General features: G+C 51.0%; 20 protein-coding genes. 11 read left to right on the forward strand and 9 right to left on the reverse strand.

What is annotated here, in order from left to right; all coding sequences use genetic code 11:
* Positions 1-5 precede the first annotated feature (5 nt).
* Complete coding sequence (gene fdnG / locus U868_RS0112970) at positions 6-3,053, reverse strand: formate dehydrogenase-N subunit alpha (RefSeq protein ID WP_080694363.1); 3,048 nt, start codon at positions 3,051-3,053, stop codon at positions 6-8.
* 166 nt (positions 3,054-3,219) lie between these two features.
* On the opposite strand from fdnG, the gene fdhD reads away from it, so the two are divergent.
* Positions 3,220-4,050 carry a formate dehydrogenase accessory sulfurtransferase FdhD gene (gene fdhD, locus U868_RS0112980; protein WP_025153669.1) on the forward strand — a complete coding sequence of 277 codons (831 nt, stop codon included), beginning with the start codon at positions 3,220-3,222 and terminating at the stop codon, positions 4,048-4,050.
* On the opposite strand, the gene U868_RS0112985 is transcribed toward fdhD, so the two are convergent.
* Both U868_RS0112985 and umoA read right to left on the reverse strand, forming a co-directional pair.
* A complete protein-coding gene (locus tag U868_RS0112985) occupies positions 4,051-4,815 on the reverse strand; it encodes a hypothetical protein (protein ID WP_025153670.1) in 765 nt (254 codons plus the stop codon).
* A gap of 102 nt (positions 4,816-4,917) precedes the next feature.
* Positions 4,918-5,352 (reverse strand): UmoA family flagellar biogenesis regulator, encoded by a 435-nt coding sequence (gene umoA, locus U868_RS0112990; protein WP_025153671.1) that lies wholly within the window; start codon positions 5,350-5,352, stop codon positions 4,918-4,920.
* A gap of 443 nt (positions 5,353-5,795) precedes the next feature.
* Here umoA and U868_RS0112995 point away from each other — a divergent pair, with 443 nt between their 5' ends.
* The 6 genes from U868_RS0112995 to U868_RS0113020 all read left to right on the forward strand — a co-directional run bounded on the left by U868_RS0112995 (position 5,796) and on the right by U868_RS0113020 (position 13,415).
* Positions 5,796-6,575 (forward strand): Slam-dependent surface lipoprotein, encoded by a 780-nt coding sequence (locus U868_RS0112995; protein ID WP_025153672.1) that lies wholly within the window; start codon positions 5,796-5,798, stop codon positions 6,573-6,575.
* A gap of 63 nt (positions 6,576-6,638) precedes the next feature.
* Positions 6,639-7,991 carry a surface lipoprotein assembly modifier gene (locus U868_RS0113000; RefSeq protein ID WP_025153673.1) on the forward strand — a complete coding sequence of 451 codons (1,353 nt, stop codon included), beginning with the start codon at positions 6,639-6,641 and terminating at the stop codon, positions 7,989-7,991.
* 40 nt (positions 7,992-8,031) lie between these two features.
* Positions 8,032-10,974 carry a TonB-dependent receptor domain-containing protein gene (locus U868_RS0113005; protein WP_025153674.1) on the forward strand — a complete coding sequence of 981 codons (2,943 nt, stop codon included), beginning with the start codon at positions 8,032-8,034 and terminating at the stop codon, positions 10,972-10,974.
* Positions 10,975-10,977: 3 nt separating this feature from the next.
* A complete protein-coding gene (locus U868_RS0113010) occupies positions 10,978-11,775 on the forward strand; it encodes an energy transducer TonB (protein WP_025153675.1) in 798 nt (265 codons plus the stop codon).
* A gap of 96 nt (positions 11,776-11,871) precedes the next feature.
* Positions 11,872-12,465, forward strand: a complete 594-nt coding sequence (locus U868_RS0113015) for a TetR/AcrR family transcriptional regulator (protein ID WP_025153676.1) — start codon at positions 11,872-11,874, stop codon at positions 12,463-12,465.
* Positions 12,462-13,415, forward strand: a complete 954-nt coding sequence (locus U868_RS0113020) for a DMT family transporter (RefSeq protein WP_025153677.1) — start codon at positions 12,462-12,464, stop codon at positions 13,413-13,415. Before U868_RS0113015 ends, U868_RS0113020 begins: the two co-directional genes overlap by 4 nt.
* A gap of 16 nt (positions 13,416-13,431) precedes the next feature.
* Here U868_RS0113020 and U868_RS0113025 read toward each other — a convergent pair whose 3' ends face one another.
* The 6 genes from U868_RS0113025 to rpmH form a co-directional block, all read right to left on the reverse strand.
* On the reverse strand, positions 13,432-14,571 hold the full coding sequence (locus U868_RS0113025; protein WP_025153678.1) for a hypothetical protein: 1,140 nt from the start codon (positions 14,569-14,571) through the stop codon (positions 13,432-13,434).
* A gap of 39 nt (positions 14,572-14,610) precedes the next feature.
* Complete coding sequence (gene mnmE / locus U868_RS0113030; RefSeq protein WP_025153679.1) at positions 14,611-15,975, reverse strand: tRNA uridine-5-carboxymethylaminomethyl(34) synthesis GTPase MnmE; 1,365 nt, start codon at positions 15,973-15,975, stop codon at positions 14,611-14,613.
* 121 nt (positions 15,976-16,096) lie between these two features.
* On the reverse strand, positions 16,097-17,719 hold the full coding sequence (gene yidC / locus U868_RS0113035) for a membrane protein insertase YidC (protein WP_025153680.1): 1,623 nt from the start codon (positions 17,717-17,719) through the stop codon (positions 16,097-16,099).
* A 2-nt stretch (positions 17,720-17,721) separates the two neighbouring features.
* Complete coding sequence (gene yidD / locus U868_RS24575; RefSeq protein WP_015422368.1) at positions 17,722-17,979, reverse strand: membrane protein insertion efficiency factor YidD; 258 nt, start codon at positions 17,977-17,979, stop codon at positions 17,722-17,724.
* Positions 17,943-18,302, reverse strand: coding sequence for a ribonuclease P protein component (rnpA, locus tag U868_RS24580; protein ID WP_071592722.1), 360 nt, complete (start codon positions 18,300-18,302; stop codon positions 17,943-17,945). Before rnpA ends, yidD begins: the two co-directional genes overlap by 37 nt.
* A gap of 15 nt (positions 18,303-18,317) precedes the next feature.
* On the reverse strand, positions 18,318-18,458 hold the full coding sequence (gene rpmH / locus U868_RS24585; protein WP_000831330.1) for a 50S ribosomal protein L34: 141 nt from the start codon (positions 18,456-18,458) through the stop codon (positions 18,318-18,320).
* Between the two features lie 752 nt (positions 18,459-19,210).
* Here rpmH and dnaA point away from each other — a divergent pair.
* Genes dnaA through gyrB form a run of 4 tightly spaced genes read left to right on the forward strand, consistent with a single transcriptional unit; the run spans position 19,211 to position 25,242 of the window.
* Complete coding sequence (gene dnaA / locus U868_RS0113045) at positions 19,211-20,608, forward strand: chromosomal replication initiator protein DnaA (RefSeq protein WP_025153682.1); 1,398 nt, start codon at positions 19,211-19,213, stop codon at positions 20,606-20,608.
* A 4-nt stretch (positions 20,609-20,612) separates the two neighbouring features.
* Positions 20,613-21,713, forward strand: a complete 1,101-nt coding sequence (dnaN, locus tag U868_RS0113050) for a DNA polymerase III subunit beta (protein ID WP_025153683.1) — start codon at positions 20,613-20,615, stop codon at positions 21,711-21,713.
* Between the two features lie 4 nt (positions 21,714-21,717).
* Complete coding sequence (gene recF / locus U868_RS0113055; RefSeq protein ID WP_025153684.1) at positions 21,718-22,800, forward strand: DNA replication/repair protein RecF; 1,083 nt, start codon at positions 21,718-21,720, stop codon at positions 22,798-22,800.
* A gap of 27 nt (positions 22,801-22,827) precedes the next feature.
* Positions 22,828-25,242 carry a DNA topoisomerase (ATP-hydrolyzing) subunit B gene (gyrB, locus tag U868_RS0113060; RefSeq protein ID WP_025153685.1) on the forward strand — a complete coding sequence of 805 codons (2,415 nt, stop codon included), beginning with the start codon at positions 22,828-22,830 and terminating at the stop codon, positions 25,240-25,242.
* Positions 25,243-25,645: the final 403 nt, after the last annotated feature.

The following is a 25,645-nucleotide window of genomic DNA, read 5'->3' on the forward strand; positions in this document are numbered from 1 at the left end:
TCTCCTTACACCTTTTCCACATTAACCAGGAAGGCTTTAAATTCAGGCGTCTGGGTATTCGCATCCCCGACAAACGGTGTCAGTGTATTGGTGATAAAGCCTTTCACCGCCACACCCTCAAAACCCCAGTGAATCGGAATACCGATGGTATCCACTTTCTGACCATTCACGTCCAGCGTCCGGATGCGTTTGGTCACCACTGCTTTGGCTTTGATATAGCCGCGTTTGGAACTGACTTTTACCGTATCACCCTGGGAAATACCCTTCTCATTCGCAAGACGCTCACCAATTTCGATAAACTGCTGCGGCTGAATAATGGCATTTAACCGTGCGTGTTTGGTCCAGTAGTGGAAATGCTCCGTCAGGCGGTAAGTTGTACCGACATACGGGAATTCCGCTGCTTTACCCATCTGCGCCCAGTCGTCCTTAAAGATACGGGCTGCCGGGTTGGAGACCACATCCGGGTGCAGCGGGTTAGTACCGAGCGGGGTTTCAATCGGCTCGTAGTGCTCAGGGAACGGCCCTTCCGCCATCTTATCGATAGCAAACAGGCGGCCCATCCCTTCCGGCTGCATGATAAACGGCCCGACATCCGAATCCGGCGCGGCGTTGCTGTAGTCCGGCACATCCATACCGATCCACTTGCTGCCGTTCCATTCCAGAATCTGGCGTTTCGGATCCCACGGTTTACCCGCCGGGTCCGCAGACGCACGGTTATAAATCACGCGGCGGTTCAGCGGCCATGCCCACGCCCAGCCAAGGGTGTTACCCAGCCCGGTCGGGTCAGCGTTATCACGGCGCGCCATCTGGTTACCCTGCGGTGTCCAGCTGCCGGCGAAAATCCAGCATCCGCTTGCCGTGGTACCATCATCACGCAACTGTGCGAATGAAGTGAGCTGCTCACCTTTCTTCACAATCACATTGCCGTCAGCATCTTTCAGATCGACCAGCGCCAGACCGTTACTCTCCTGCGCGACTTCTTCCGGGGTCGGATTATCGCGGTCGAAGTAGTTCCAGGTCATGTTCAGCACCTGCTCAGGGACTTTACCGCCTTCCGATTCATACAGTTTGCGGACACGGTGGAAAATACCGGAGAGGATTTCGCCGTCACTGATAGCTTCGCCCGGGGCATCCGCGCCTTTCCAGTGCCACTGTAACCAGCGGGCGGAGTTAACGATAGAACCGTTCTCTTCCGCAAAACAGCAGGACGGCAGGCGGAACACCGTGGTCTGAATCTGAGACGGATCCACATCGTTCATCTCGCCGTGATTCTGCCAGAAGTTCGATGTTTCGGTATTCAGCGGGTCAACGGTGATCAGGAACTTCAGTTTTGAAAGCGCCTTCACCACTTTGTTTTTATTCGGGAATGAGGCTAACGGGTTAAAGCCCTGGCAGATATAGCCGTTGACTTCCCCTTTATCCATCATGTCGAAATAACGCAGGACATCGTAACCTTTGTCCCACTTCGGCAGCCAGTCAAAGCCCCAGTTATTCTCTTTCTGCGCTTTGTCACCGTAGAAGGTTTTCATCAGGCTGACAAAGAACTTCGGATAGTTGCCCCAGTAGTTGACCTGGCCCGGCACCGTTGGTTTTGGTGTGTTGGCAGCCAGATAACTTTCCAGTGTTGTCTGTTTGTCAGACGGCAGCGTCAGGTAGCCCGGCAGGCTCTGTGACAGCAGACCCAGGTCAGTTAAGCCCTGGATATTGGAGTGACCGCGCAGCGCGTTCACGCCGCCGCCCAGCATCCCCATGTTACCCAGCAGCAGCTGGATCATGGCCATGGTACGGATGTTCTGTGCGCCGACAGTATGCTGTGTCCAGCCCAGTGCATACAGGAATGAGGCGGTTTTATCTTTCGCGCAGGTTTCACCGATATATTCACAGACTTTCAGGAAGTCGTCTTTCGGCGTCCCGCAGATATTGGTCACCACATCCGGGGTATAGCGGCTGACGTGCTCTTTCAGTAAATTCCAGACACAACGCGGATGCTGTAATGTGGTATCGCGTCTGGCGAAACCATTTTCATCCAGCTCGTAGTTCCAGGTGGTTTTATCGTACTGACGTTTTTCCGCATCATAGCCGCTGAACAAGCCATTATCGAACGCATAATCTTCACGCACAATCAGGCTGGCGTTGGTATACGCCTCAACATATTCACGGTTAATTTTTTCATTTTCCATCAGGTACTTAATCACACCTGACAGGAACGCAATATCCGTACCGGAACGGATAGGCGTATAGAAATCCGCCACAGCCGCAGTACGGGTGAAGCGCGGATCAATCACGATCAGTTTGGCATTGTTATGAATTTTGGCTTCCATCGCCCAGCGGAACCCGACAGGGTGAGCTTCCGCAGCATTTCCGCCCATCACAACAATAAGGTTGGCATTTTTAATATCAACCCAGTGGTTGGTCATGGCACCGCGACCAAATGTCGGAGCAAGACTTGCTACCGTAGGTCCGTGTCAGACACGCGCCTGGTTATCCACGGCAAGCATGCCGAGGGCGCGGGAAAATTTCTGGGTGACAAAGCCGGTTTCGTTACTGGCGGCAGACGCGCATAACATCCCGGTGGTTAACCAGCGGTTGACAGTCACGCCATCGCTGTTTTTTTCAATAAAGTTACTGTCGCGGTCATCTTTGACCAGGCGGGCGATACGATCAAACGCCTCATTCCACGAGATCCGTTTCCACTCGTTGGTGCCCGGCTCGCGGACTTCAGGATATTTAAGACGGCTTTCGCTGTGGATAAAATCAATCAGACCTGCGCCTTTCGGACACAATGCGCCACGGTTTACCGGATGATCCGGATCCCCTTCAATGTGGAAAACAGATTCTTTGGCGTTTTTTGCCCCGTCACCCAGACTGTACATTAACAGCCCGCAGCCGACGGAACAGTATGTGCAGGTATTACGGGTTTCACGTGCGCGCAACAGCTTATACTGACGTGAACCGGCAATGGCGACCGCCGGGGCAAACCCCAGAGCCGCTGCCGTTGTACCCGCCATACCGCCAGCGCAGATCTTAAAGAACTGCCTTCTGCTGACTTGCATGGAGATCTCCTTATTACATTGCTCTTATGCCGCTGCAAGATAAGCCACAGCGAACTTTCTTTTTATCTGCACAGTGGTGCGTGCGATCAGGTTCATTGCCTGGTGGAATGGTGTAAACTTTTACCCATACTATTATTATGTATTATTAAGCGCAGGAATTCATCTGATGGATGACATTTATTCCATAGAGTCGTTACATAATTGCCTAATTCGCGGTGCGCATCTCACAAATGTGCAACAAAAAAGCAAGCCCGGGCATAATGAAAATGACTGGGTCGCGGAAGAGACGCCGGTTGCCCTGGTGTACAACGGCATCTCCCATGTGGTGATGATGGCCAGCCCGAAAAACCTCGGCGATTTTGCGGTCGGTTTTTCCCTTTCCGAAGGCATTATTGAATCCGCTGATGAAATCCGCGGGATTGATATTACGGATGCCTGCCACGGCGGCTTTGAAGTCCACGTTGAATTATCCGCCCGCCGTTTTGCCGGGCTGAAAGAGCGCCGCCGCAATATGGCCGGGCGCACCGGCTGCGGTATCTGCGGTACCGAGCAGATCAGCGAGATTTTCCGGCCAATCACACCGCTGGATTCCACACAGACCTTTTCTCTCAGCCACCTCGATGAGGCACTCAGCCAGCTTCCACAGGTACAGGAAATCGGAAAACTGACCGGCTGCACCCATGCCGCAGGCTGGATTTCCCCGCAGGGTGAATTACTGGGCGGTTGTGAAGATGTCGGCCGCCATGTGGCGCTCGATAAACTGCTGGGTATGCGGGCAAAAGCACAGTGGACAGACGGCGCGGTGCTGGTCTCCAGCCGCGCCAGCTATGAGATGGTGCAGAAAAGTGCGCAGTGCGGCGCGGAAATTCTGTTTGCGGTTTCCGCCCCGACCACGCTGGCGATTGAAACTGCCAAACGCTGCCGCCTGACACTGGCCGGGTTCTGTAAAAAAGGGCGGGCTACCATCTATACCCACCCTGAACGGCTGATCCCCTGACTATTCAGCCAGCGGATGATATATCCACAGATTCGGCTCATGGTAAATGACCCGATCCGTTTCAGGATCGGCCTGAACCGGTACCAGTGCCCCGGGCACAATGTACTGACCGGCGTGCGGAAAGGCCATCCCGGTCCATTCAGACCAGTTATCAACGGAGGATGTAATATCCACCGAACGCATAGCCGGTTTGATAATCTGCCCGCCCAGCCGGATATGTGTGCGGATCCACGGGTCGAACGGCTCGCCCTGCGGGGTCTGCCACTGACAATATTCCGCGAAATCCTGTAACGGATACTGTGCTTTGAGCGTTGGCCGCACCGGTACCACCACGCCCTTCAGCCCGGCCTGTGCAGTGGCCGCTTTCAGTGCGGTGATAAGCAGGGCAGGGATACCGCGCCCGCGAAAATCCGGGTCAACGGTCACCGACAGAGCGGATACAAATGTCGGTTTCCGGGTATCGGTTGCCCCCTGCGTCAGCACCGCATCCCAGCCCTCATCCGGCAGATCAGACAGCGGTACATCTTCCGGAAAATAAAACGGAATCGCACTCAGAAGCCCGACAACCAGCTCTTCTCCGGCAATGGTTGCAACCGCAACCTGCTGAAAAGGCAAATTTTCCTCAAGATAAAGTGTATCCCAGTACTGGTCAGAAACCGGACTGGCTAACATAAACAACGGCCATTGTTCCGCAACCAGAGCTTCCGCGCTGTTCAGCAACGATTCATGACACTGTGCGACACTGAGGATCCGGACTGATGACATGTACTTCTCCGCTAATCGGGGTGATTGCCGGTATGTTACCGGTTTTCCGGGCAAAAAACTTAATACAACCTTTATTGCTGATACCCTATTTATACTTACATATCAGCGGCGGTGCGACGAAAAATAAAATCCCTTTCCTGTCCGTTCTCCGTTTTTATCCAGAATTTCATAATACTCTTCCGTCACCACTGACTGCCCTTTATCCCAGCGTCCGGTATCTGACAGATTATCCGCCCGGTAAACATCCCCGACCACCCGGTACTGCCGCCCTTTATAGCGGATATGTTTTGTGGCTCCCGGAGAAAACTGCCGGGTGACCTCAGAGTACTCCCCGTTGCCGTCACGCCGCAGGCCGATCAGCCGCAGACCTTTTGTTGCCGGGTCATTATCCGCCGCACCGGGCACCGGCATATCCGGTGTCAGAGTCATCACCTCATAACGCTCAGAAAAATCACTTCTCCCGATTTGCGGCCATGTGGCCGATGCGGATCCGCAGGTCAGCACCGTTAACAACAAAAACATCAGCATTTGTTTCATTATCAGATTATCCGTTCAGCTCAAAACACCGGACAGTATGAAACAGAAATACCAAATCAAATGCGATAACAGCCGTTAATTGAACGCATTATTATTGCGTTTAAAATCACCTTATCAATAAAAGAAAAAAATAACTCATCACTTTTAATAATATTAATGAATTAGTAACGTTGTTTACCGCACAGAAAAACTCTGAATGTGCATCACATATTTTCACTCTTATATTTTAAATAAATCTGTCACAAAAAATAAAAAAGAGTGATTTTTTAATTCGTTATTTAATTAGCATTCTAATCAAATTATTCTCATTGCAAACAAATGATAATAATTCTCATTTACAGATAATTCATTCTCCTTTATCGTTTATTTGTCTTCCGGTAATCACACCGGAAAAAAACACTTCATTCACCCTGTCATTCATTAAATTACAAGGAGTTTAGTTTATGAAGACATTTAATATGAAAACCCCGCTGGCAACACTGGTCACCCTGTGTGCCGCATTCTCCGCAGTACAGGCTCAGGCTGATGCGGGCTATGGAGCATCATCTGCCGAAGGCTTAAGTAACTATATATCTGTCGGCGTAACCGCTGCATCAGAGCGTCAGGGACATCCGTCACCGGGCGGAGAGCCGGGAATCGGTTATTCCGGCATGCACAACGGAACCAAAGTCAGCTTTGCCGGGCTGCAGGGACCCAACCGTGCAGCACCAAACGATAACGGTGTTTCTGTTATCACCTCCACTCCGCAGTCACACCGCAATATGGGCTCTTTTAACTTTGCCAAAATAGCCGATGCCGATATTTATTACGGTGAATGGGTTTCCGGTACGGATTTCAGCGATGATTCCCATATGGCGTATTACGCAGGGAAAGATATCACTGCGGCTATGCCATCCGAAGGGACGGCACAGTACAGCATTAAAGGACTCAGCGGCTACAGCAGCGGTGAACAGATCAGCGGCACATTCAGCACCAATTTTGATGCTAATACCTTTACCGGCTCTCTCAGCTCAACCGATCTCAGCTACAGCCTGAGCGGCGCTGTCAGCGGTTCAGCCTTTAACGGATCTGCATCTGTCAGCACCACCGGTACTGATACCACAACTGTCAGCGGTACGACCAGCGGGCATTTCTTTGGTGACAATGCACAGCAGATTGCCGGTTATGCTGAATTCAGCAGCGATAAAGCGAAGAATATCGCGTTCGGCGGAACCAAGTCCTGATTCATTATTGATACATTTCATCAGGAACAGATAATCTGTTCCTGATGTTTAGCGGATATAATTATGTCGTCGCAGATAAAGTTAATTTACGGATTTATTCTTTTTTTATTATTACTTGTTTTTTCATTACCGGCATCTGCAATTATACAAAAAAACAATCATTCAGAAGACAATAATACTGCACGTAATTTATATCTCTCACTAAAGAAAAATAATCTCAAAGCGATTTATCATTACTTATCTGTTTATCAGCAGGAACATCAGGCTGACCCGTTACTGATTATCTTCAGCCGGGCAAAACTGGCCTATTTAAACCAGCGCCCCGGGGTTGCTATCGGATTATATAACACCATTCTGCAACAGAAACCCCATTTCTTTGCCGCACAACTGGAACTGGCCCGCAGCTACCGGGCCGATCGTCAGATCGGGAACGCCTTGCTTTTGTTCCGGGAACTGAGTCAGCGCCTGCCGGTGACCTCTCCCCACTATCCGGAAATTACCCGTACCATTACCGAACTCACCCGGGCACTCAGTTGGTCATTACTGCTCAGCGCCGGCAGCCATTACACGGATAATTATTATCAGACCCCGCTGCCGAAAGCACACTGCCTGCACTACAGCCCCGATGGTTCCTGTTATGCCAGCCTTATCCCGCAGATCCCCCATGCCGTCTTACAATGGCGCAGTGACTGGGATTTACGCAGGCTGACACCGCTGTCCGGCTCGCATTTTCTGACGCAGTACTACCGGGTATCAACGCGGTATGATGCCGCGAATCAGGTAGCCAATACCGTAACGCTGACCGCTAAAACGGGTTATCACTATCAGGATCGCCATACTTTATGGCAACTGACCCCGCTGCTGGAACAACATTTTTCCACCGGACGCCGTTTTTCCTCTGCTTACGGCTTACAAACATATCTGAATCAGCAACTCAGCCCGGAGTGGTCTCTTGGCGGACTGGCTGCACTGCGACAGCACCGTTATCAGCCTTATCTGCATTCACATAACGGCACTGAATACCAGTTGATGCCGCAGATAACCTGGCATCCGCATCCGGCAGCCACGCTGTATTTACAGGCAGAAACCACCATTCACAAAAAAAATGATCCCTATAAACATTACCGGACAGCGGCCCTGCATACCGGCCTGACCTACCTGTGGCACCCGTCTGTGTCCCAGTCTGTTCATGCCGTTTACACCCGTAAACGTTATCACCATACACATCCGTTACACCGCCAGGCCAGGGAGGATCTCACCCGACAGTACAGCACAACACTCGCACTCTACCCGCCGTCATTCGCGCAGATTTCACCTCAGCTTTCACTGATCCACACCCGTAACCGCAGTTCTGTACCGTGGCTTTATAGCTACCGGCAGACTGAAATCATGCTGCGTTTTGAACGGCTGTTTTAACCCTTTCTGATTATTTATTTTTTATCATCCGGGAATCGTTATGTCTTCGCATTTACCATTATCTGGTCATCCATATAAAACAATCACACTGCTTCTGCCCGTGTTATTTATCCCGCTGCCGGGACTGGCGACAGAGGAAAAAAATCAGCAACTTGGCGACATTACGCTCCGTAATGAACAGGCCGCTGCTGACAGCGCCAAAGATAAAATCTATGACAAAAATGTCTCCACCCTGATCCTCACCAAAGAAGAAATAGAGCGCTATAAAGGCGCCTCCGCCGCCGATATTCTTAAAGGCGCCAACGGGGTATTCAGCGGTGACGCCCGCAACGGCAACGCGCTGGATGTCAATATCCGCGGAATACAGGGGCCGGGCCGTGTACCGGTCACCATCGATGGTACCGAACAGGCCGTGACGGTGTACCGGGGTTATAACGGTGCCAATAACCGTAACTACCTTGACCCGATGCTGATCAGTGAAATTGAGATTGAAAAAGGCCCGTCCCTTAATCCGCTCCTGAAAACGTCGGTAGGCGGCGGTGTTGCCATGAAAACACTCACCATCAATGACGTGGTGAAAAACGGTGACCAGTTTGGTGCTGCACTGATGCTGGAAAACAGCAGTAACACCACCAAAGCCCGGATACCCAATCTGGGGATCGGGGAAGATTACCGCCTTGTGGATAATATGCAGTTCGATTGGCTTATTATTGACGACCCCGGCACCCATTTAACCCCGGAAAATCGTGATAATGCCCCCGCACTGAATAACAGTGATTACGCCTGGCGTCTGGCAGTGGGTACCCGTCAGGAAAATATGGATCTGTTACTGGCTTATGCTTACCGCGACCGGGGAAACTATTTTGCCGGTAAACGCCACAGCGAAAACTATAATGACGAAATGTCTGACAGTGATATCGGTATTCTGCAAACATCCAACAAAACCTATGACCCGTATATGCCGTTTGTGTCCCGTATTTACCGTAAAGGCAATGAAGTTCCCAACACATCGGCAAAAACGGAATCCTGGCTGATAAAAAATACCTGGTATCTGAATGATGACCACGCGCTGCAACTCAGCTGGCGCGATACCCGCTCGGATTTCGGCGATATTATGCCTTCCCGGCTGGGCTGGATCCGCGCTGAGGATAATATCATTCCGCAGTGGCCGCTGGCTGACCTGCATGCACAGGCCGGTTATCTTCACCTGAAATCCCAACCGGCACATCTTGCCTATATTGATGCTGATATCCGCCTGTGGACCACCCTGACCACCAGCAACACTAACTCCGGCGGCGGCTGGCCGCGCTACCCGAAAAATATGGACTACGGCTATAAACAGGGGGATATCAGCACCATCAACCCGGCAATCGATGGAACACTGATTAACACCGCTGCCCTGAATGTACAGAATCAGCGCTACGGGCTGGATTTCAGCAATAAGTTTGCCTTTACCCCGGAACTGTCGGTAACCCTGGCCGCCAATATGCAGTTTGAGCATCTGGACAGCAATACCAGCCTGGAAAACTATAAACTCTTTATGTTCGCTGTTCCCGCCCGTAAAGGCCGCCGCTTTGAATATCAGCAATCCGTCAGTCTGGACTGGCAGCCGATCTCCTGGCTGTCACTCAGTGCCGGCGGCAGACAAACCGTATACTGGAGTGTCGATGATCTCTCCAATGAGTGCGCCGCCCGTAAAGACCCTTACTGTAAACAAGACTATGAAGTTACCGGTTATTACCTGAATTATTACCGGAATATGACCGAAACAGAATCACAGGTTTATAAAAAGCGGCAACAGGGTATGTTGCACGAAATGACCCCGGAAGAAAGAAAAATAGTATCGCAAAAAAAATTTTATTCTGTATATCCCCAATGGCGTCGTGATTATCTTGATAACCGAAAAGACCGGCCAATGGTACATGAACGGGCATTCTGGCCAGTGGATACCAGTGACGGACGCCTGAAACAGAAAGACCGGCCGGATATTGATACCGCATTACGGGGTATTGATCCCTATACCGGGCAGGAAACATATCTCTATGAATATGGCCCTTATCCTATTCAGCATGGTGACAGAGAAGTGCAACCTGTCACCCACACCTGGAAAGAAAAACCCCGCCGCCAGGCCAGCGCCTGGACACCGATGCTGTCTGCCTCGGTTCATCTGACCGATGATCTGCGTCTGTATGGCCGCTATGCGGAAACCGTACGTATGCCGAGCCTGTTTGAAGATACTGTCGGGTTCTCCGGTTCCTCTGCCCCGCATATCGGCTACCGTTATAAACCGGAACGCGCGGTAACCCGGGAATACGGTGTGGTTTTTAACGGAAAATCACTGCTCAGCGCCGACCGTCACGCAGATATCCGGCTGAATTATTTCCATACGGATATCCTTAATGTTTTTGATCGTGATAATTATTTCCGTTTTACACAGATGGATAAACAGAGCCTGAAAGGGATTGAAATCCAGGCCCGCTATGATCATGGCTGGATCTTCAGTGATCTGGGGGTGACCTATAACCTCACCAATAAAGTCTGTGATGAAACATCCCATGCCTTTATGGATCCGACCGGGCTGAAAGATATCCCGTCATGCATTGACGGCGGTTATCCGGGCGGGTTCCTGCGTACTCAAATCCAGCCGCACTATTCTGTGACCTTTAACCTCGGCGGACGTTTATTGCAGGAGTCATTAGAAATCGGCAGCCGCTGGCTCTACCACAGTGCGGTGGAAAACAGCCAGGAAAAACATCTGATGACGATTATCCCTGACCAATACAGCAATTTTAATAATTACCCGATGCGCTGGAATTCGGTACTGACCGTGGATGCTTACGCCAAATATAAAATCACTCCGGATGTTGCCCTGGAGGTGACCGCTACCAACCTGACCAATGAATATTACCTCGACCCGCTCACCCGTTCGATGATGCCTGCACCGGGCCGGGCCGTAAAATTCAATGTCTCTGCGAGGTTCTGATTTATGTACGGCGCAATAGCATTACCGCATCCGGCTTTCCTGTTTTCCCGGGAAAGAACCGGAACGTGGCAGCAGATGGTTTCTGTTGCTGCGATCGGTGTGTGTTTCTCCGTCGCCGGGCTGCTCATCACGGGCAGCCCCCGGGTGACCACCCCGCAACAGCATCAGATGGATAACCGGGGACAAATCCCGGCGGCGGCTGTCACCATTCAGATGAGTGCAGCACCGGCATATCAGGAAACAGAACCGGAAGCGGAACAATTACCACCACCACAGGAATCTCCGTCTCAGGCAGAACTGGCAACCGCCCGCCGGACAACACCGGAGAAAATAACCAAACCACCATCAGCAAAACCGGCCGTAAAAACCGTGAACAAAAAGGCGGAGAAATCAGAACCGGTTACCACAGCAACCACCGCAGATACCGGAGAGGATAAAACCACACAGCAGCAGTCCGGCGGACAGGCTGTATCCCCGACAAACTCTGCCACCGCAGGAGCCGATAACCGGAAAGCACAGGAGGATTACTTTAACCTGCTGCGGCAAAAAATTGAGGAGCAAAAACATTACCCCCGCCGGGCCCGCAGCGCCGGCCAACGGGGGATCAGCACTATCTCATTTTCACTCGACGATAACGGCAAACCGTTTGCACCGGTGGTTACCCGCTCTTCCGGTTATGAATTACTGGATAACGCCGCAATGGATGCCGTCATCAGGGTTGCTGCTGTCGGTACGCCGCCGCCGGGTGCAAAGCGGAAGGTGACATTTTCATTACGTTTTCAGCTGAATAAGGGGTTTTAGCGGCGGTGTGTATTAGCAATAGTGATTGTTTCTTGTGCATACCGGATTAATAGGTATACTGGTCTACCTACCTATTAGTCACAAGAGATTTTCCGGATGAAGGACACCGACACAACACAGACCCGGCTCAGTGCCAGAGACCGTTTACTGGAAGCCGCAGGCATCTTGTTTTACAACGAGGGCATTGCGGCAACCGGTATTGATACAATTACCAAAAAGGCCGGTGTCGCCAAAAAAAGTCTGTATAACAATTTCAGCTCCAAAGCTGAGTTAGTGACTACTTACATCCGGCTGCGGCATGAAGAATGGCTGGCGTTATATGATGTCCGTCTGCAACAGGCAACAACCCCGGCACAGCGGATCCTCGCGGTATTTGATGCTTATCACGACCATGCTGAGTTTGCTTATGAACGGGGATTCCGGGGATGCGGCCTGCTGAACGCAGCCGCTGAGTTTCCGGCCGGCAGTGAGGAACGCCGCGAAGTGTGTGCTCACAAATCTGAAGTGGCTGATATTATACGCAAAAATCTTTATCAGCTGCTGCCGGAAGACACCGCGAAAGCAGAGCAGCTGACTGCACACCTGGCGTTTTTACTGGAGGGCGCTATTGTACTCGCCGGGCTGGAAGAACACGGGGCACGGGTATTACAGGCTGCCGCCATGGCAAAAACCATGCTGGAGGCGCTGTGATCCGGACCCCCAAAGGCCACTTTACCGGTATTGCCGTCATCATCCTGGCCTCCTTCTTATGGGGAACCACCGGGGTTTCTGCCACCTTCGCACCGGATGTCAGTCCTGTTGCGATCGGTGCGGCCGCCATGGGTTTCGGCGGGTTGCTCCAGGCCGCGATTGCCATCACACCGATCCGCCGCAGCCTCGGCACTTTCCGGCAGCAATGGCGTTTGCTGTTATTGGGTGCCATTGCTGTTGCCGTATATCCGCTCGCCTTTTACGGCTCAATGCGACTGGCCGGGGTAACTATCGGCACCGTGGTATCTATCGGTACGGCACCGGTTTTATCGGCAATCATTGAAATTATTATGGACGGTGCCCGCATGACACTGCGCTGGCTGAGCGGCGCCGTACTCGGCCTGACAGGTATTGCGCTGCTTTCCCTGTCCGGCGGCACGGAACAGATTGCCGCAGCGGATACATCCGCCACTCTGACCGGTATCATACTGGGATTACTCGCCGCCTTTACTTATGCGCTTTATTCCTGGGCCGCGCGCCGCCTGATGCAGCGCAACATTCCGTCACGGGCAGCCATGGGCGGTATTTTCGGGATCGGGGGATTACTGCTGATGCCGGTGTTAGCACTTTACGGCGCGCCATTCCTGGACTCGTGGCAAAACGCAGCGGTCGGCATTTACATGGCTTGTGTACCGATGTTTCTCGGCTATGTCTGTTTCGGTTATGCGCTGGCACGTATTCCCGCCAGCACCGCCACCACTATCACGCTGCTGGAACCGGTTGTTGCCGCCGCACTCGCCGCCATTATTGTCGGCGAACAACTCACCACCGCAGGCTGGGCCGGAGTCGCACTGATTTTCACCTGTCTGGTCTGTATTACACTGCCTGCCCGGCGTAAGGCGGCGATATTAAGTGCAGTAAATAATGGTCACAGCCCACAACCGGAATGACACATTGCGCTGAATATTATTTTAATTTCTTAATGATATTCAGTGCATTATCAATTTTTTCGCAAAGCCAGTCAACAATCATGTCCAGATTATAATTATTGTCCAGTAAGTGGCTCAGGGGTAACGTCTGATTAAAAATAATAACTTCTGTATTATTATTGGGAGGAAGCTTTCCGGGGCAATAATCGCTGCCAAAATTTTCAGAAAACTGAACAATAGCCCGTTTACAATACTCTATATTCATCGCCATATAACCAAAAACCAGGCAAGGAGATGTACTTTTTTTACTCTGAGGATGGCATTCTCCGTTATCCCATTCATTATATTCAGGGAACTGAATCCCCCAATAGAAATAGCGATAGGGTTCCCGCCGTAACATAACCCAACTCCAGCATATGGCACCCTGCCAGTTTGCACTGCTGCCACCATGTCTGTATTTATCTTCAGCGCCCCAGTTAAACAGAGTTTCCGCTGAATACTTTTGTTTTATTCTGTCAAATACACTCTTTGTTAAACCGTCCAGCCGTCTTCCGGCTCCGCTGTACAGGAGTTCCATGACAGCAAAATCCTGCCTTGTAGGTAAATCCATTGCTAATCCCTGATTTGATAAAAATTGTTTATAGTCTTCAACATGAGGAATATCTGAAACCATTGTAAGTTGCTCAAAAACAGACTGCCAATACCATAATTTTCTGTTTTTTATACCGAAGTCAGAAGATGAAATATCTTTAAAACTTTGCTCCGGCATCGTTTTATCAGTCAGTAAAATTAACGTACCGGCAGAGGCATCCGGCGAATGTGCAGATAACCAGCGATCATAAATTTGAAGCTGGGATAATGAATTTCCGTTAATATCTACGCCTTGTGTAAAACACGCATTAATTTTTACTTCAATCAAATACCTGACAAAATTATCAACCAATCCCACTAAATCCGGATAACGGGATTTCCCTTCTGCATCCGTAATCGTATATTGTGTTTGCCATTTAATTTTTGTATCTGAATCAGCGCAAACACCCATTTTTATTAAAAAATTGTGCTGCTGTTCTTTTGTCATCCGGTTAAGAATGTCACAGAAACCTTCCGTACAAAAATTTTCCAGTTGGCTGCGTTTATCTGTGGATTGGTATTTATATAAACGAGAGAAAAGATCCATCTAAAATAATCCATTAATCCGGACAAAAACCAGAAGCCATCACTTCCCGATACAAAAACTCGAGAAAATACGTCCCAGCAGATCGTCGGAGGTGAATTCCCCGGTGATTTCGCTCAGTGCCTGCTGGGCGAGGCGCAGTTCTTCTGCCAATAACTCACCGGAGCGGGCAACCACTAACTGCTCGTGGCCGGAAATCAGATGCTCTGCAGCGGTGTTCAGTGCCTGTAAGTGACGGCGGCGGGCGAGGAATCCGCCTTCGGTGTTGCCTTCAAATCCCATGGTGGTTTTCAGGTGATCGCGCAGCAAATCAATACCGTGGCCTTCGCGGGCAGAGAGTTTAATCAGTGTATCGCCGTTCCGCTCTGTGATTCCGGTGGTTTCCCCGGTGATATCAGTTTTATTGCGGATGATCGTGACCGGAATACCGGCCGGTAAGCGGGACATAAATTCCGGCCAGATTTGTTCGGGGGTCTGTTCATCCACCGTGGTACCGTCAACCATAAACAGGACGCGGTCTGCCTGTGCAATTTCCTGCCAGGCGCGTTCAATACCGATCCGCTCCACTTCATCCCCGGCTTCGCGCAGCCCGGCGGTATCAATGATATGCAGCGGCATACCGTCGATATGAATATGTTCACGCAGCACATCACGGGTGGTCCCGGCAATATCGGTGACAATCGCGGCTTCGCGGCCGGCCAGCGCATTCAGCAGGCTGGATTTTCCGGCATTCGGACGACCGGCAATCACCACTTTCATCCCTTCACGCAGCAGGCTGCCCTGACGCGCCTGGGAACGAACCCGTTCCAGGTCAGTAATCACAGTATCGAGTTTGGCTTCAATCACACCATCCGAGAGAAAATCGATTTCCTCATCCGGGAAGTCGATTGCTGCTTCCACATAAATCCGCAGGTTAGTGAGTGCTTCCACCATCTGGTGCACTTCGCCGGAGAAAGCGCCCTGTAATGAGTTCATCGCAGAACGGGCGGCCTGTTCCGAACTGGCATCAATCAGGTCAGCAATGGCTTCCGCCTGCGCCAGATCCAGTTTGTCATTGAGGAATGCACGCTCGGAAAACTCACCGGGATTGGCGATACGGATATTACCGATAAGCAGAATACGTTTTAACAATAAATCGAGGATAACCGGCCCGCCGTGTCCCTGGAGTTCCAGCACATCCTCACCGGTAAAGGAGTTCGGGCCGGGGAAGAAAATCGCAATCCCCTGATCCAGCACTTTGCCGGTTTCATCACGGAAAGGCAGATAATCGGCATAACGCGCTTTCGGGAGTTTCCCCAGTACAATCTGAGCCACCTGTGCCGCCTGCGGGCCGGACACACGCAAAATACCGACTCCGCCGCGTCCCGGCGGGGTTGCCTGTGCCACAATGGTATCGGTGCTCTGAATTTCAGCGTTATTCATGACCATGTCTCTCTTTCTCACCGTGTGATAAACAATAAAGGCGGTCAATATGACCGCCTTTAAATAATACTATAAGACCGGCAGAGATTCCCCGCCGGTCACGGGCTTATTTTTTGTCGCGGCTGTGAAGACCACGTTTTTCCAGGCCGCGATAGATAATCTGCTGCTGGAGAATTGTCACCAAGTTACTGACGATATAGTACAGCACCAGACCTGACGGGAACCACAGGAAGAAGACGGTGAAGATCACCGGCATAAAGGTGAAAATCTTCTGCTGTAACGGGTCGGTGACCGCTGTCGGAGACAGTTTCTGGATCACAAACATCGTTGCACCCATCAGAATCGGCAGGATGTAGTACGGATCCTGTGCGGATAAGTCATGGATCCAGCCGATAAACGGCGCGTGACGCAGTTCCACTGAGCCCATCAGCATGTAATACAGTGCCAGGAAGATAGGCATCTGGATAATCAGCGGTAAGCAGCCACCCAGCGGGTTCACTTTCTCTTCTTTGTACAGCGCCATCATTTCCTGACTCATGCGCTGTTTGTCATCACCGATGCGCTCACGCATTGCTTTCAGCTTCGGCTGAAGCATACGCATTTTCGCCATAGAGGTGTATTGCGCACGGGTCAGCGGATACATGATACCGCGGACGATAAAGGTAATAACGATGATGGAGAAGCCCCAGTTACCGATGAAGCTGTGGATAAACTTCAGTAACTTGAACAGCGGCTGAGAAATGAACCATAACCAGCCGTAATCAACGGTTAAGTCCAGATGCGGTGCCACGGCTTCCATTTCGTTCTGCAGTTCAGGGCCGACCCACAGTGTTGCGTTATATTTCGCTTCGCTGTTTGCCCCGATACGGATTGCATCACTCTTATAGCCGATGAATGCATCGCCGGTTTTGGCACTGTACAGCGTATAGAAATTATTGGTGGTGCCTTTCTCAGGAACCCACGCTGTCGCAAAATACTGCTGTAACATCGCCACCCAGCCAACATTGGTGTTGATGTTCAGTGGTTTATCTTCGATATCACTGAAGCTGTATTTTTTGTAGTTGGTGTCTTCAGACGAGTACGCCGCACCACGGTAGGTATGCAGCGCAAAGTTGCTGCTGCCGTTGTTAAGACGTTCCGGTAAATTCACAGATTGTTTTAACTGACCGAAAAACGCCATTTCCAGCGGAGCGGAGGTGTCGTTTTTGATGGTGTAATCAACACTGATGGCATAGTCTTTGCGCTTCAGGATATAGGTTTTCACATAAGTGACACCATCCTGAACGAAAGTCAGAGGAACACGCAGTTCATCCTGGCCTTCCGGCAGCACAAAAGTATCGCGTTCAGTGGTATACAGCGGGCGATCTTTGTAATTATTCGGGTTATCCGGGCCATTCACACCGGTTAAACCACTGATTGCCTGGTAGGCAAATTCAGGAGTTGTTTCCAGTAAACGGAACGGATCTGCGGATTTTAAGGTTGCCGGGTAAGCCAAAAGGTCAGCTTCATCAATATCACCGCCGCGCAGATTGATGTTCAGTGACAGCACATCTGTTTTGACCGTAATATATTTGTTCTGCCCGCTGCTTTCACCACTTGGCGTTGTCGTCTGCTGCGTTGCCTGAACAGCCGCGTTAAGTGCTTGTGTCTTATCACTTTCCCACGTCTGCCATGCAAAGAAGGATACGAGTAGCAAAGCGATGAATAGAAGATTACGTTGCGAATCCATCGTTAATGTTCTCTGTTATCATCATTTTTAGGTGGGACAGGATCATCACCACCTTCGTGTAAAGGGTGGCATTTTAATACGCGTTTCACCGTTAACCAACCGCCTTTTATCATACCAAACCTGCGCAATGCCTCAATTCCGTATTGCGAGCATGTTGGTGTGAAGCGGCAACGTGGTCCCAGCAGCGGACTTATCACCAGCTGGTAACCTCTGATTAACAGGATCAGGAAGCGTGCGCCAAGCGACTGTGACGACGCCATAACTTACCCAATGCTTCCGTAATCTCGCGATTACTCAACTCCGATACCCCTTTTCTTACCAGAAGCACGAAATCCATATCGGGCAACTCATGTTGGTGCAGACGAAAGTATTCACGCGCTAACCGTTTGATGCGGTTGCGCTCATGAGCCCGTTTAACATTTTTTTTAGCAACGGTAAGACCAATGCGGGGATGTTCCAGCTCATTACGGCGTCCCAGAAGTGTTATTTCAGGAGTACTTGCCCGTTGTGGTTGCCGGAAGACAAAGTTGAAATGCTCGGGAGTTAACAAACGTAACTCCCTCGGAAAAGCGAGCTTAACCACGTATGGTTAGCTTTATTACTTAGAAACGGTCAGACGAGCGCGGCCTTTAGCACGACGGCGAGCCAGAACCTGACGACCATTTTTAGTGGCCATACGAGCGCGGAAACCATGGGAACGGTTACGCTTCAGTACGGACGGTTGAAAAGTGCGTTTCATAGCGGTTTCTACCTAAACTTTAAATTATTACTGATTCAGTAAACGCATCGGCAAACAGTAAATTCAGCGGCGGATTCTCATCTTTCTGCTGAAAGGGCCATCACGGAAAGTGGCTGACCTCTGTGCCTTATCGCAACATCAATATGGAAAGATGCGAGATTGTAATAAAATCCGGGCCTGTCCGTCAATCAAAGATGGCGCGATAACACAGATTTCTGCACATAATTGCATTTACCCATAACCTGCCTGCACACATCACCGTATCAAAACACAGATAACGCGCACAGGGTGCAAGATTATACGGACTCCCCGGCAAAGCGCAAGGATCGATCCGCGATCCGTGAATATTCGATCGCACACCGGATCCTGAGTGCCGTTTTTCTGCCTGAGGATAATTCACCAAAACTTATCCCCAAACGGGATCTTCCCGCTGTATTCTCCCGCCGGGATTCGTTATACTCCGGCCTGAATCCCGCTCCGGACGGGCTGGCAGCCCCTGTGGATAAAAACCCGGAAAACTGTGTAAAAGGATGAGGATCTTGTCCCGCTTTTGCGATATGATCCGTCGTCACGATCATTTTCACCCGTGCGGTGATCGCCGGTGCAGGGAATGATCGTCCATAACACAGCCTCACTTTTGTACACGGAAGTGTCCGTTGAAACATGCAGAGGACAATACGTCTGTATGTGCTGTGTCTGCGTGAAAAATCTTATTCTGTTTCTTTGACTGGTCTTGTTTAGGGGAGTTCACCGTGTCTCTTTCGCTTTGGCAGCAATGTCTTGCCCGTTTGCAGGATGAATTACCTGCCACAGAATTCAGTATGTGGATACGCCCCCTTCAGGCTGAGCTGAGTGATGACACTCTGGCGCTCTATGCCCCAAACCGGTTTGTGCTCGACTGGGTACGGGAGAAGTACATTAATAACATTAATGCGCTCCTGTCCGATTTCTGCGGCAATGACATTCCGCAGCTGCGCTTTGAGGTCGGTAATAAACCGGCCGGTGCGGTCAGCACACCGGAAAGAAGTATTCCCCCGTCACGGACGATGAAACAGCCGCCTTCGCGGGAAAAAGCCCCCGCACTACGCCCGAGCTGGCATGATAACAGTGCGGAGCCGGATGTGGCTTACCGTTCCAACGTCAACCCGAAGCACACCTTTGACAGCTTTGTGGAAGGTAAATCTAACCAGCTGGCACGCGCAGCCGCCCGTCAGGTGGCGGATAACCCGGGTGGCGCATACAATCCGCTGTTCTTATACGGCGGAACCGGTCTGGGTAAAACCCACTTATTACATGCCGTCGGCAACAGCATTATGGAAAGCAAAGCCAACGCCAAAGTGGTCTATATGCACTCAGAACGTTTTGTGCAGGATATGGTCAAAGCCTTACAGAACAATGCGATTGAAGAGTTCAAACGTTACTACCGTTCTGTCGATGCCTTACTGATAGATGATATTCAGTTCTTTGCCAACAAAGAGCGTTCTCAGGAAGAATTTTTTCATACCTTTAATGCCTTACTCGAAGGTAATCAGCAGATAATCCTGACCTCCGACCGCTACCCGAAAGAAATTAACGGGGTGGAAGATCGCCTGAAATCGCGGTTCGGCTGGGGATTAACCGTTGCCATTGAACCGCCGGAACTGGAAACGCGGGTCGCCATCCTGATGAAGAAAGCCGATGAAAACAACATCCGCCTGCCGGATGAAGTGGCTTTCTTTATTGCGAAACGTCTGCGCTCCAATGTCCGTGAACTGGAAGGTGCACTGAACCGGGTGATTGCCAACGCCAACTTTACCGGGCGGGCGATTACCATCGATTTTGTGCGTGAAGCGCTGCGCGATCTGCTGGCGCTGCAGGAGAAACTGGTCACCATCGATAATATTCAGAAAACGGTTGCTGAGTATTATAAAATTAAAGTGGCTGATCTGCTCTCCAAACGCCGTTCGCGCTCTGTCGCCCGGCCGCGCCAGATGGCGATGGCACTGGCAAAAGAGCTGACAAACCACAGTTTGCCAGAAATCGGGGATGCTTTTGGCGGCCGTGACCACACGACCGTTCTGCACGCCTGCCGTAAGATCGAGCAGCTGCGTGAGGAAAGCCACGACATCAAAGAAGATTTTTCTAACTTAATCCGGACATTATCATCATAGCGCTATGAAATTTATCATTGAACGTGAGCAATTGTTAAAACCCTTACAACAGGTCAGCAGTCCGTTGGGCGGTCGCCCGACCCTACCGATTCTGGGTAACTTACTGCTGAAAGTCTCTGATGGCGTACTGCATCTCACAGGGACAGACCTTGAGATGGAGATGATGGCCGCCGTTCCGCTGGATCAGCCGCATGAAAACGGCGAAACCACGGTACCGGCACGGAAGTTCCTGGATATCTGGCGGGGTCTGCCGGACGGCGCGCAAATCAGTGTTGAGCTTGACGGTGACCGCCTTCTGGTCCGCTCCGGGCGCAGCCGCTTCTCGCTGTCCACGTTACCGGCCTCGGATTTCCCGAATCTGGATGACTGGCAGAGTGATGTCACTTTCTCCCTGCCGCAGGCAACATTGAAACGCCTGATTGAATCCACCCAGTTCTCCATGGCACATCAGGATGTCCGCTACTACTTAAACGGCATGCTGTTTGAAACCAGCGGCTCTGTGCTGCGCACCGTCGCCACCGACGGGCACCGCCTGGCGGTCTGCTCGCTGGATATCGGACAGGCGCTGCCGGACCATTCGGTGATCGTGCCGCGTAAAGGGGTTATCGAACTGATGCGCCTGCTTGACGGCGGCGATGCCCTGCTGAAACTGGAAATCGGCAGCAATAATATCCGCGCCCATGTCGGCGGGTTTATTTTCACCTCCAAGCTGGTGGATGGCCGCTTCCCGGACTACCGCCGTGTCCTGCCGAAAAACCCGGACAAAACGCTGACGGCAAATTGTGATATGCTGAAGCAGGCTTTTTCCCGTGCGGCGATTTTATCGAACGAGAAATTCCGCGGCGTGCGGATTTACCTGAGCAACAATCAGCTCAGAATTACCGCCAATAACCCGGAGCAGGAAGAAGCCGAAGAGATCGTGGACGTCACCTATGACGGAACGGACATGGAAATCGGTTTCAACGTCAGCTATGTCCTTGATGTTCTTAACACACTGAAGTGTGAAGATGTCTCGGTGAAACTGACCGATGCCACCTCCAGCGTGCAGATTGAAGATGACGCCAGTGATGCAGCCGCTTACGTTGTGATGCCGATGCGCCTGTAACACGATGATCCTCTCGCGTTTACTTATCCGTGATTTTCGCAATATCGAAAATGCGGATTTACCGCTGGCCGCCGGGTTTAACTTTCTGGTCGGCCCGAACGGCAGCGGTAAAACCAGTGTTCTGGAAGCCATTTACACACTCGGCCACGGCCGGGCATTCCGCTCAGTACAGGCGGGGCGTGTTATCCGCCATGATAACGACGAATTTATCCTGCACGGCAAACTCGGGCAGGAACAGACAGACCGGGCCACCAGCGTCGGCCTGAGTAAAAACCGCCAGGGTGACAGCAAGGTCCGCATTGACGGCACCGACGGCCATAAAATTGCCGAGCTGGCAAAATTACTGCCGATGCAGCTTATCACTCCGGAAGGTTTTACCCTGCTCAACGGCGGGCCGAAATTCCGCCGCGCTTATATTGACTGGGGCTGTTTCCACAATGAGCCGCAATTTTTTGCGCTGTGGAGTGATTTAAAACGTCTGGTGAGACAGCGCAATGCCGCCCTCCGCCAGGTATCGAATTACGGTCAGATCCGCCACTGGGATCAGCAGCTGATTCCGGTTGCTGAACAGGTCAGTCAGTGGCGGGAGCATTATGTGACAGCAATTGCTCAGGATATTGAGCAGACCTGTCAGCAGTTTTTACCTGAATTTTCGCTGAGTGTCTCTTTCCAGCGCGGATGGGATAAAGAGACCGATTATTCAGAGCTTCTGCAGCGCCAGTTTGAACGGGATCGCGCACTGACCTACACCGCCTCCGGCCCGCATAAAGCGGATTTACGGATCAGGGCGGACGGGGTGCCGGTGGAAGATTTACTTTCACGTGGTCAGTTAAAACTGCTGATGTGTGCGCTGCGGTTAGCACAGGGTGAATATTTCACCCGTCAGAGCGGGCAGCAATGCCTGTATCTGCTTGATGATTTTGCCTCCGAACTGGATGCCGGACGCCGTCTTTTACTGGCTCACCGGCTGAAAGCCACACAGGCACAGGTTTTTGTCAGTGCCATCACCCCTGAACAGGTCAGTGATATGGCGGATGAAAACAGTCGCCTCTTTGTCGTGGAAAAAGGTAAAATACAGGTTCAATAATCAGGATTAGATGAGCGGGAAACGTTGATGTCGAATACCTATGACTCCTCAAGTATCAAAGTATTAAAAGGGCTGGACGCAGTGCGTAAACGCCCGGGAATGTACATTGGTGATACCGATGACGGAACCGGTTTACACCACATGGTCTTCGAGGTTGTTGACAACGCTATCGACGAAGCCCTCGCCGGTTACTGTAAAGACATCGTTGTGACCATTCACAATGATAATTCAGTCTCCGTACAGGATGACGGCCGCGGGATCCCGACCGGGATCCATGAAGAAGAAGGCGTCTCCGCCGCAGAAGTTATCATGACTGTTCTGCACGCCGGCGGGAAGTTCGATGATAACTCCTATAAAGTCTCAGGCGGCCTGCACGGCGTCGGGGTCTCTGTTGTTAACGCCCTGTCTGAAAAACTGGAACTGGTTATCCGCCGTGACGGCAAAGTTCACGAGCAGATCTACCGCCACGGTGAACCGCAGGATCGCCTGACCATTGTCGGTGAAACTGACAAAACCGGGACGCGCGTGCGTTTCTGGCCGAGCATGGACACCTTCAAAGGCGAGACTGAATTCCAGTACGACATTCTGGCAAAACGCCTGCGCGAACTCTCCTTCCTGAACTCCGGTGTATCGATCCGTCTGATCGATAAACGCGACGGCAAAGAAGATCACTTCCACTACGAAGGCGGTATCAAAGCATTCGTGGAATATTTAAGCCGCGCCAAAACCTCGATTCATAACAACGTTTTCTATTTCTCCACCGAGAAAGACGATATCGGCGTGGAAGTCTCCATGCAGTGGAATGACTCTTTCCAGGAAAACGTGTACTGCTTCACCAACAATATTCCGCAGCGCGACGGTGGTGCTCACCTCGCCGGTTTCCGCGCCGCCATGACCCGTACCCTCAACAGTTATATTGAGAAAGAAGGGCTGAATAAAAAATCCAAAGTCAGCACCACCGGGGATGATGCCCGTGAAGGGCTGGTGGCAGTCATTTCCGTCAAAGTGCCGGATCCGAAATTCTCCTCTCAGACCAAAGACAAGCTGGTCTCTTCCGAAGTGAAAACGGCGGTTGAAACCCTGATGAACGAAAAGCTGTCTGAATATCTGGATGAGAACCCGAACGACACCAAAATCATTGTCGGCAAAATTATTGATGCCGCACGTGCCCGTGAAGCCGCACGCCGCGCCCGTGAAATGACCCGCCGTAAAGGCGCGCTGGATTTAGCCGGTCTGCCGGGTAAACTGGCGGACTGCCAGGAACGCGACCCTGCATTCTCCGAACTGTACTTAGTGGAAGGGGACTCTGCGGGCGGCTCTGCAAAACAGGGGCGTAACCGTAAGAACCAGGCAATCTTACCGCTGAAAGGTAAAATCCTGAACGTTGAGAAGGCGCGTTTTGATAAAATGCTGGCTTCTCAGGAAGTTGCCACCCTGATCACCGCACTCGGCTGCGGTATCGGCCGCGACGAATACAACCCGGACAAACTGCGCTATCACAGCATCATCATCATGACCGATGCCGACGTCGATGGCTCACACATCCGTACCCTGTTACTGACCTTCTTCTACCGTCAGATGCCGGAAATCATTGAGCGCGGTTATGTGTATATCGCACAGCCACCGCTGTATAAAGTGAAAAAAGGCAAGCAGGAACAGTATATTAAAGATGACGAAGCGATGGAGCAGTATCAGGTCTCTATCGCGCTGGATGGCGCGGCACTGTATGTAAACGAAACTGCAGCGCCGATTCAGGGCGAACATCTGGAAAAACTGCTGCACGAATACAACGGCGCACACAAAATTATCCGCCGCCTGGAGCGTCTCTATCCGCTGGCACTGTTAAACAGCCTGGTCTACCAGCCGAAACTGGAAGAATCCGCGCTGCTGAACAAAACCGAGGTTGAAGCCTGGGCACAGAGCCTGACTGAGCGCCTGACCCGTCATGAAGAGCACGGCAGCACCTACAGCTACCGCATTGCGGAAAACAAAGAGCGCCAGCTGTTTGAGCCGGTACTGACTATCCGTACCCACGGTGTTGATACTGACTACAATCTGGATTTCGATTTTGTTCACGGCAGCGAATATGCCCGTATCTCCAAACTGGGTGAGCTTATCCGTGGTCTGATTGAAGAAGGTGCTTATGTTGTCCGTGGTGAGCGCCGTCAGAATGTCAGCAACTTTGAACAGGCCCTTGACTGGCTGATGAAAGAATCACGCCGTGGTCTGGCTGTGCAGCGCTATAAAGGGCTGGGTGAAATGAACCCGGAACAGCTGTGGGAAACCACCATGAACCCGGAAACCCGCCGTATGTTGCAGGTTACGGTGAAAGATGCGATTGCAACGGATCAGTTATTCACCACACTGATGGGTGATGATGTTGAACCGCGCCGTGCCTTTATCGAAGAGAACGCCCTGAAAGCAGCAAACATCGACGTATAATTTTTTCCTCTCTCTGAGACCCCATAAAGCCCGGTTTTCCGGGCTTTATTTTTTATGACACGGAACATTTCGGTCGGTTCATTCAGAATAGTCACACCAGCTTCAACTATCTCATTTAACAAAGTTTCATATCCTATTGATGTGATTATTATTTCCTTAGGAAAAAAGGAATAAATATGGCAATGAAAGGGATGAAAATCCAAAGTACTATCATTTTATTTTTATTGAAATGATTTAAGCATGCTATGTTGTAGAATATTATCGGTAGTATAAAAATAAAAAGAAGGATTAATGAACTATCATGGAAAAGAAAAAGAACCGGTATATACCAAATAAATTGAAACAAAAGAATAATAAAATATTTAAGACGCATATCCATGCTATCTGTTATTTTTTTATATTT

Source organism: Morganella morganii H1r, assembly GCF_000633515.1.
GTDB lineage: Bacteria > Pseudomonadota > Gammaproteobacteria > Enterobacterales > Enterobacteriaceae > Morganella > Morganella morganii_B.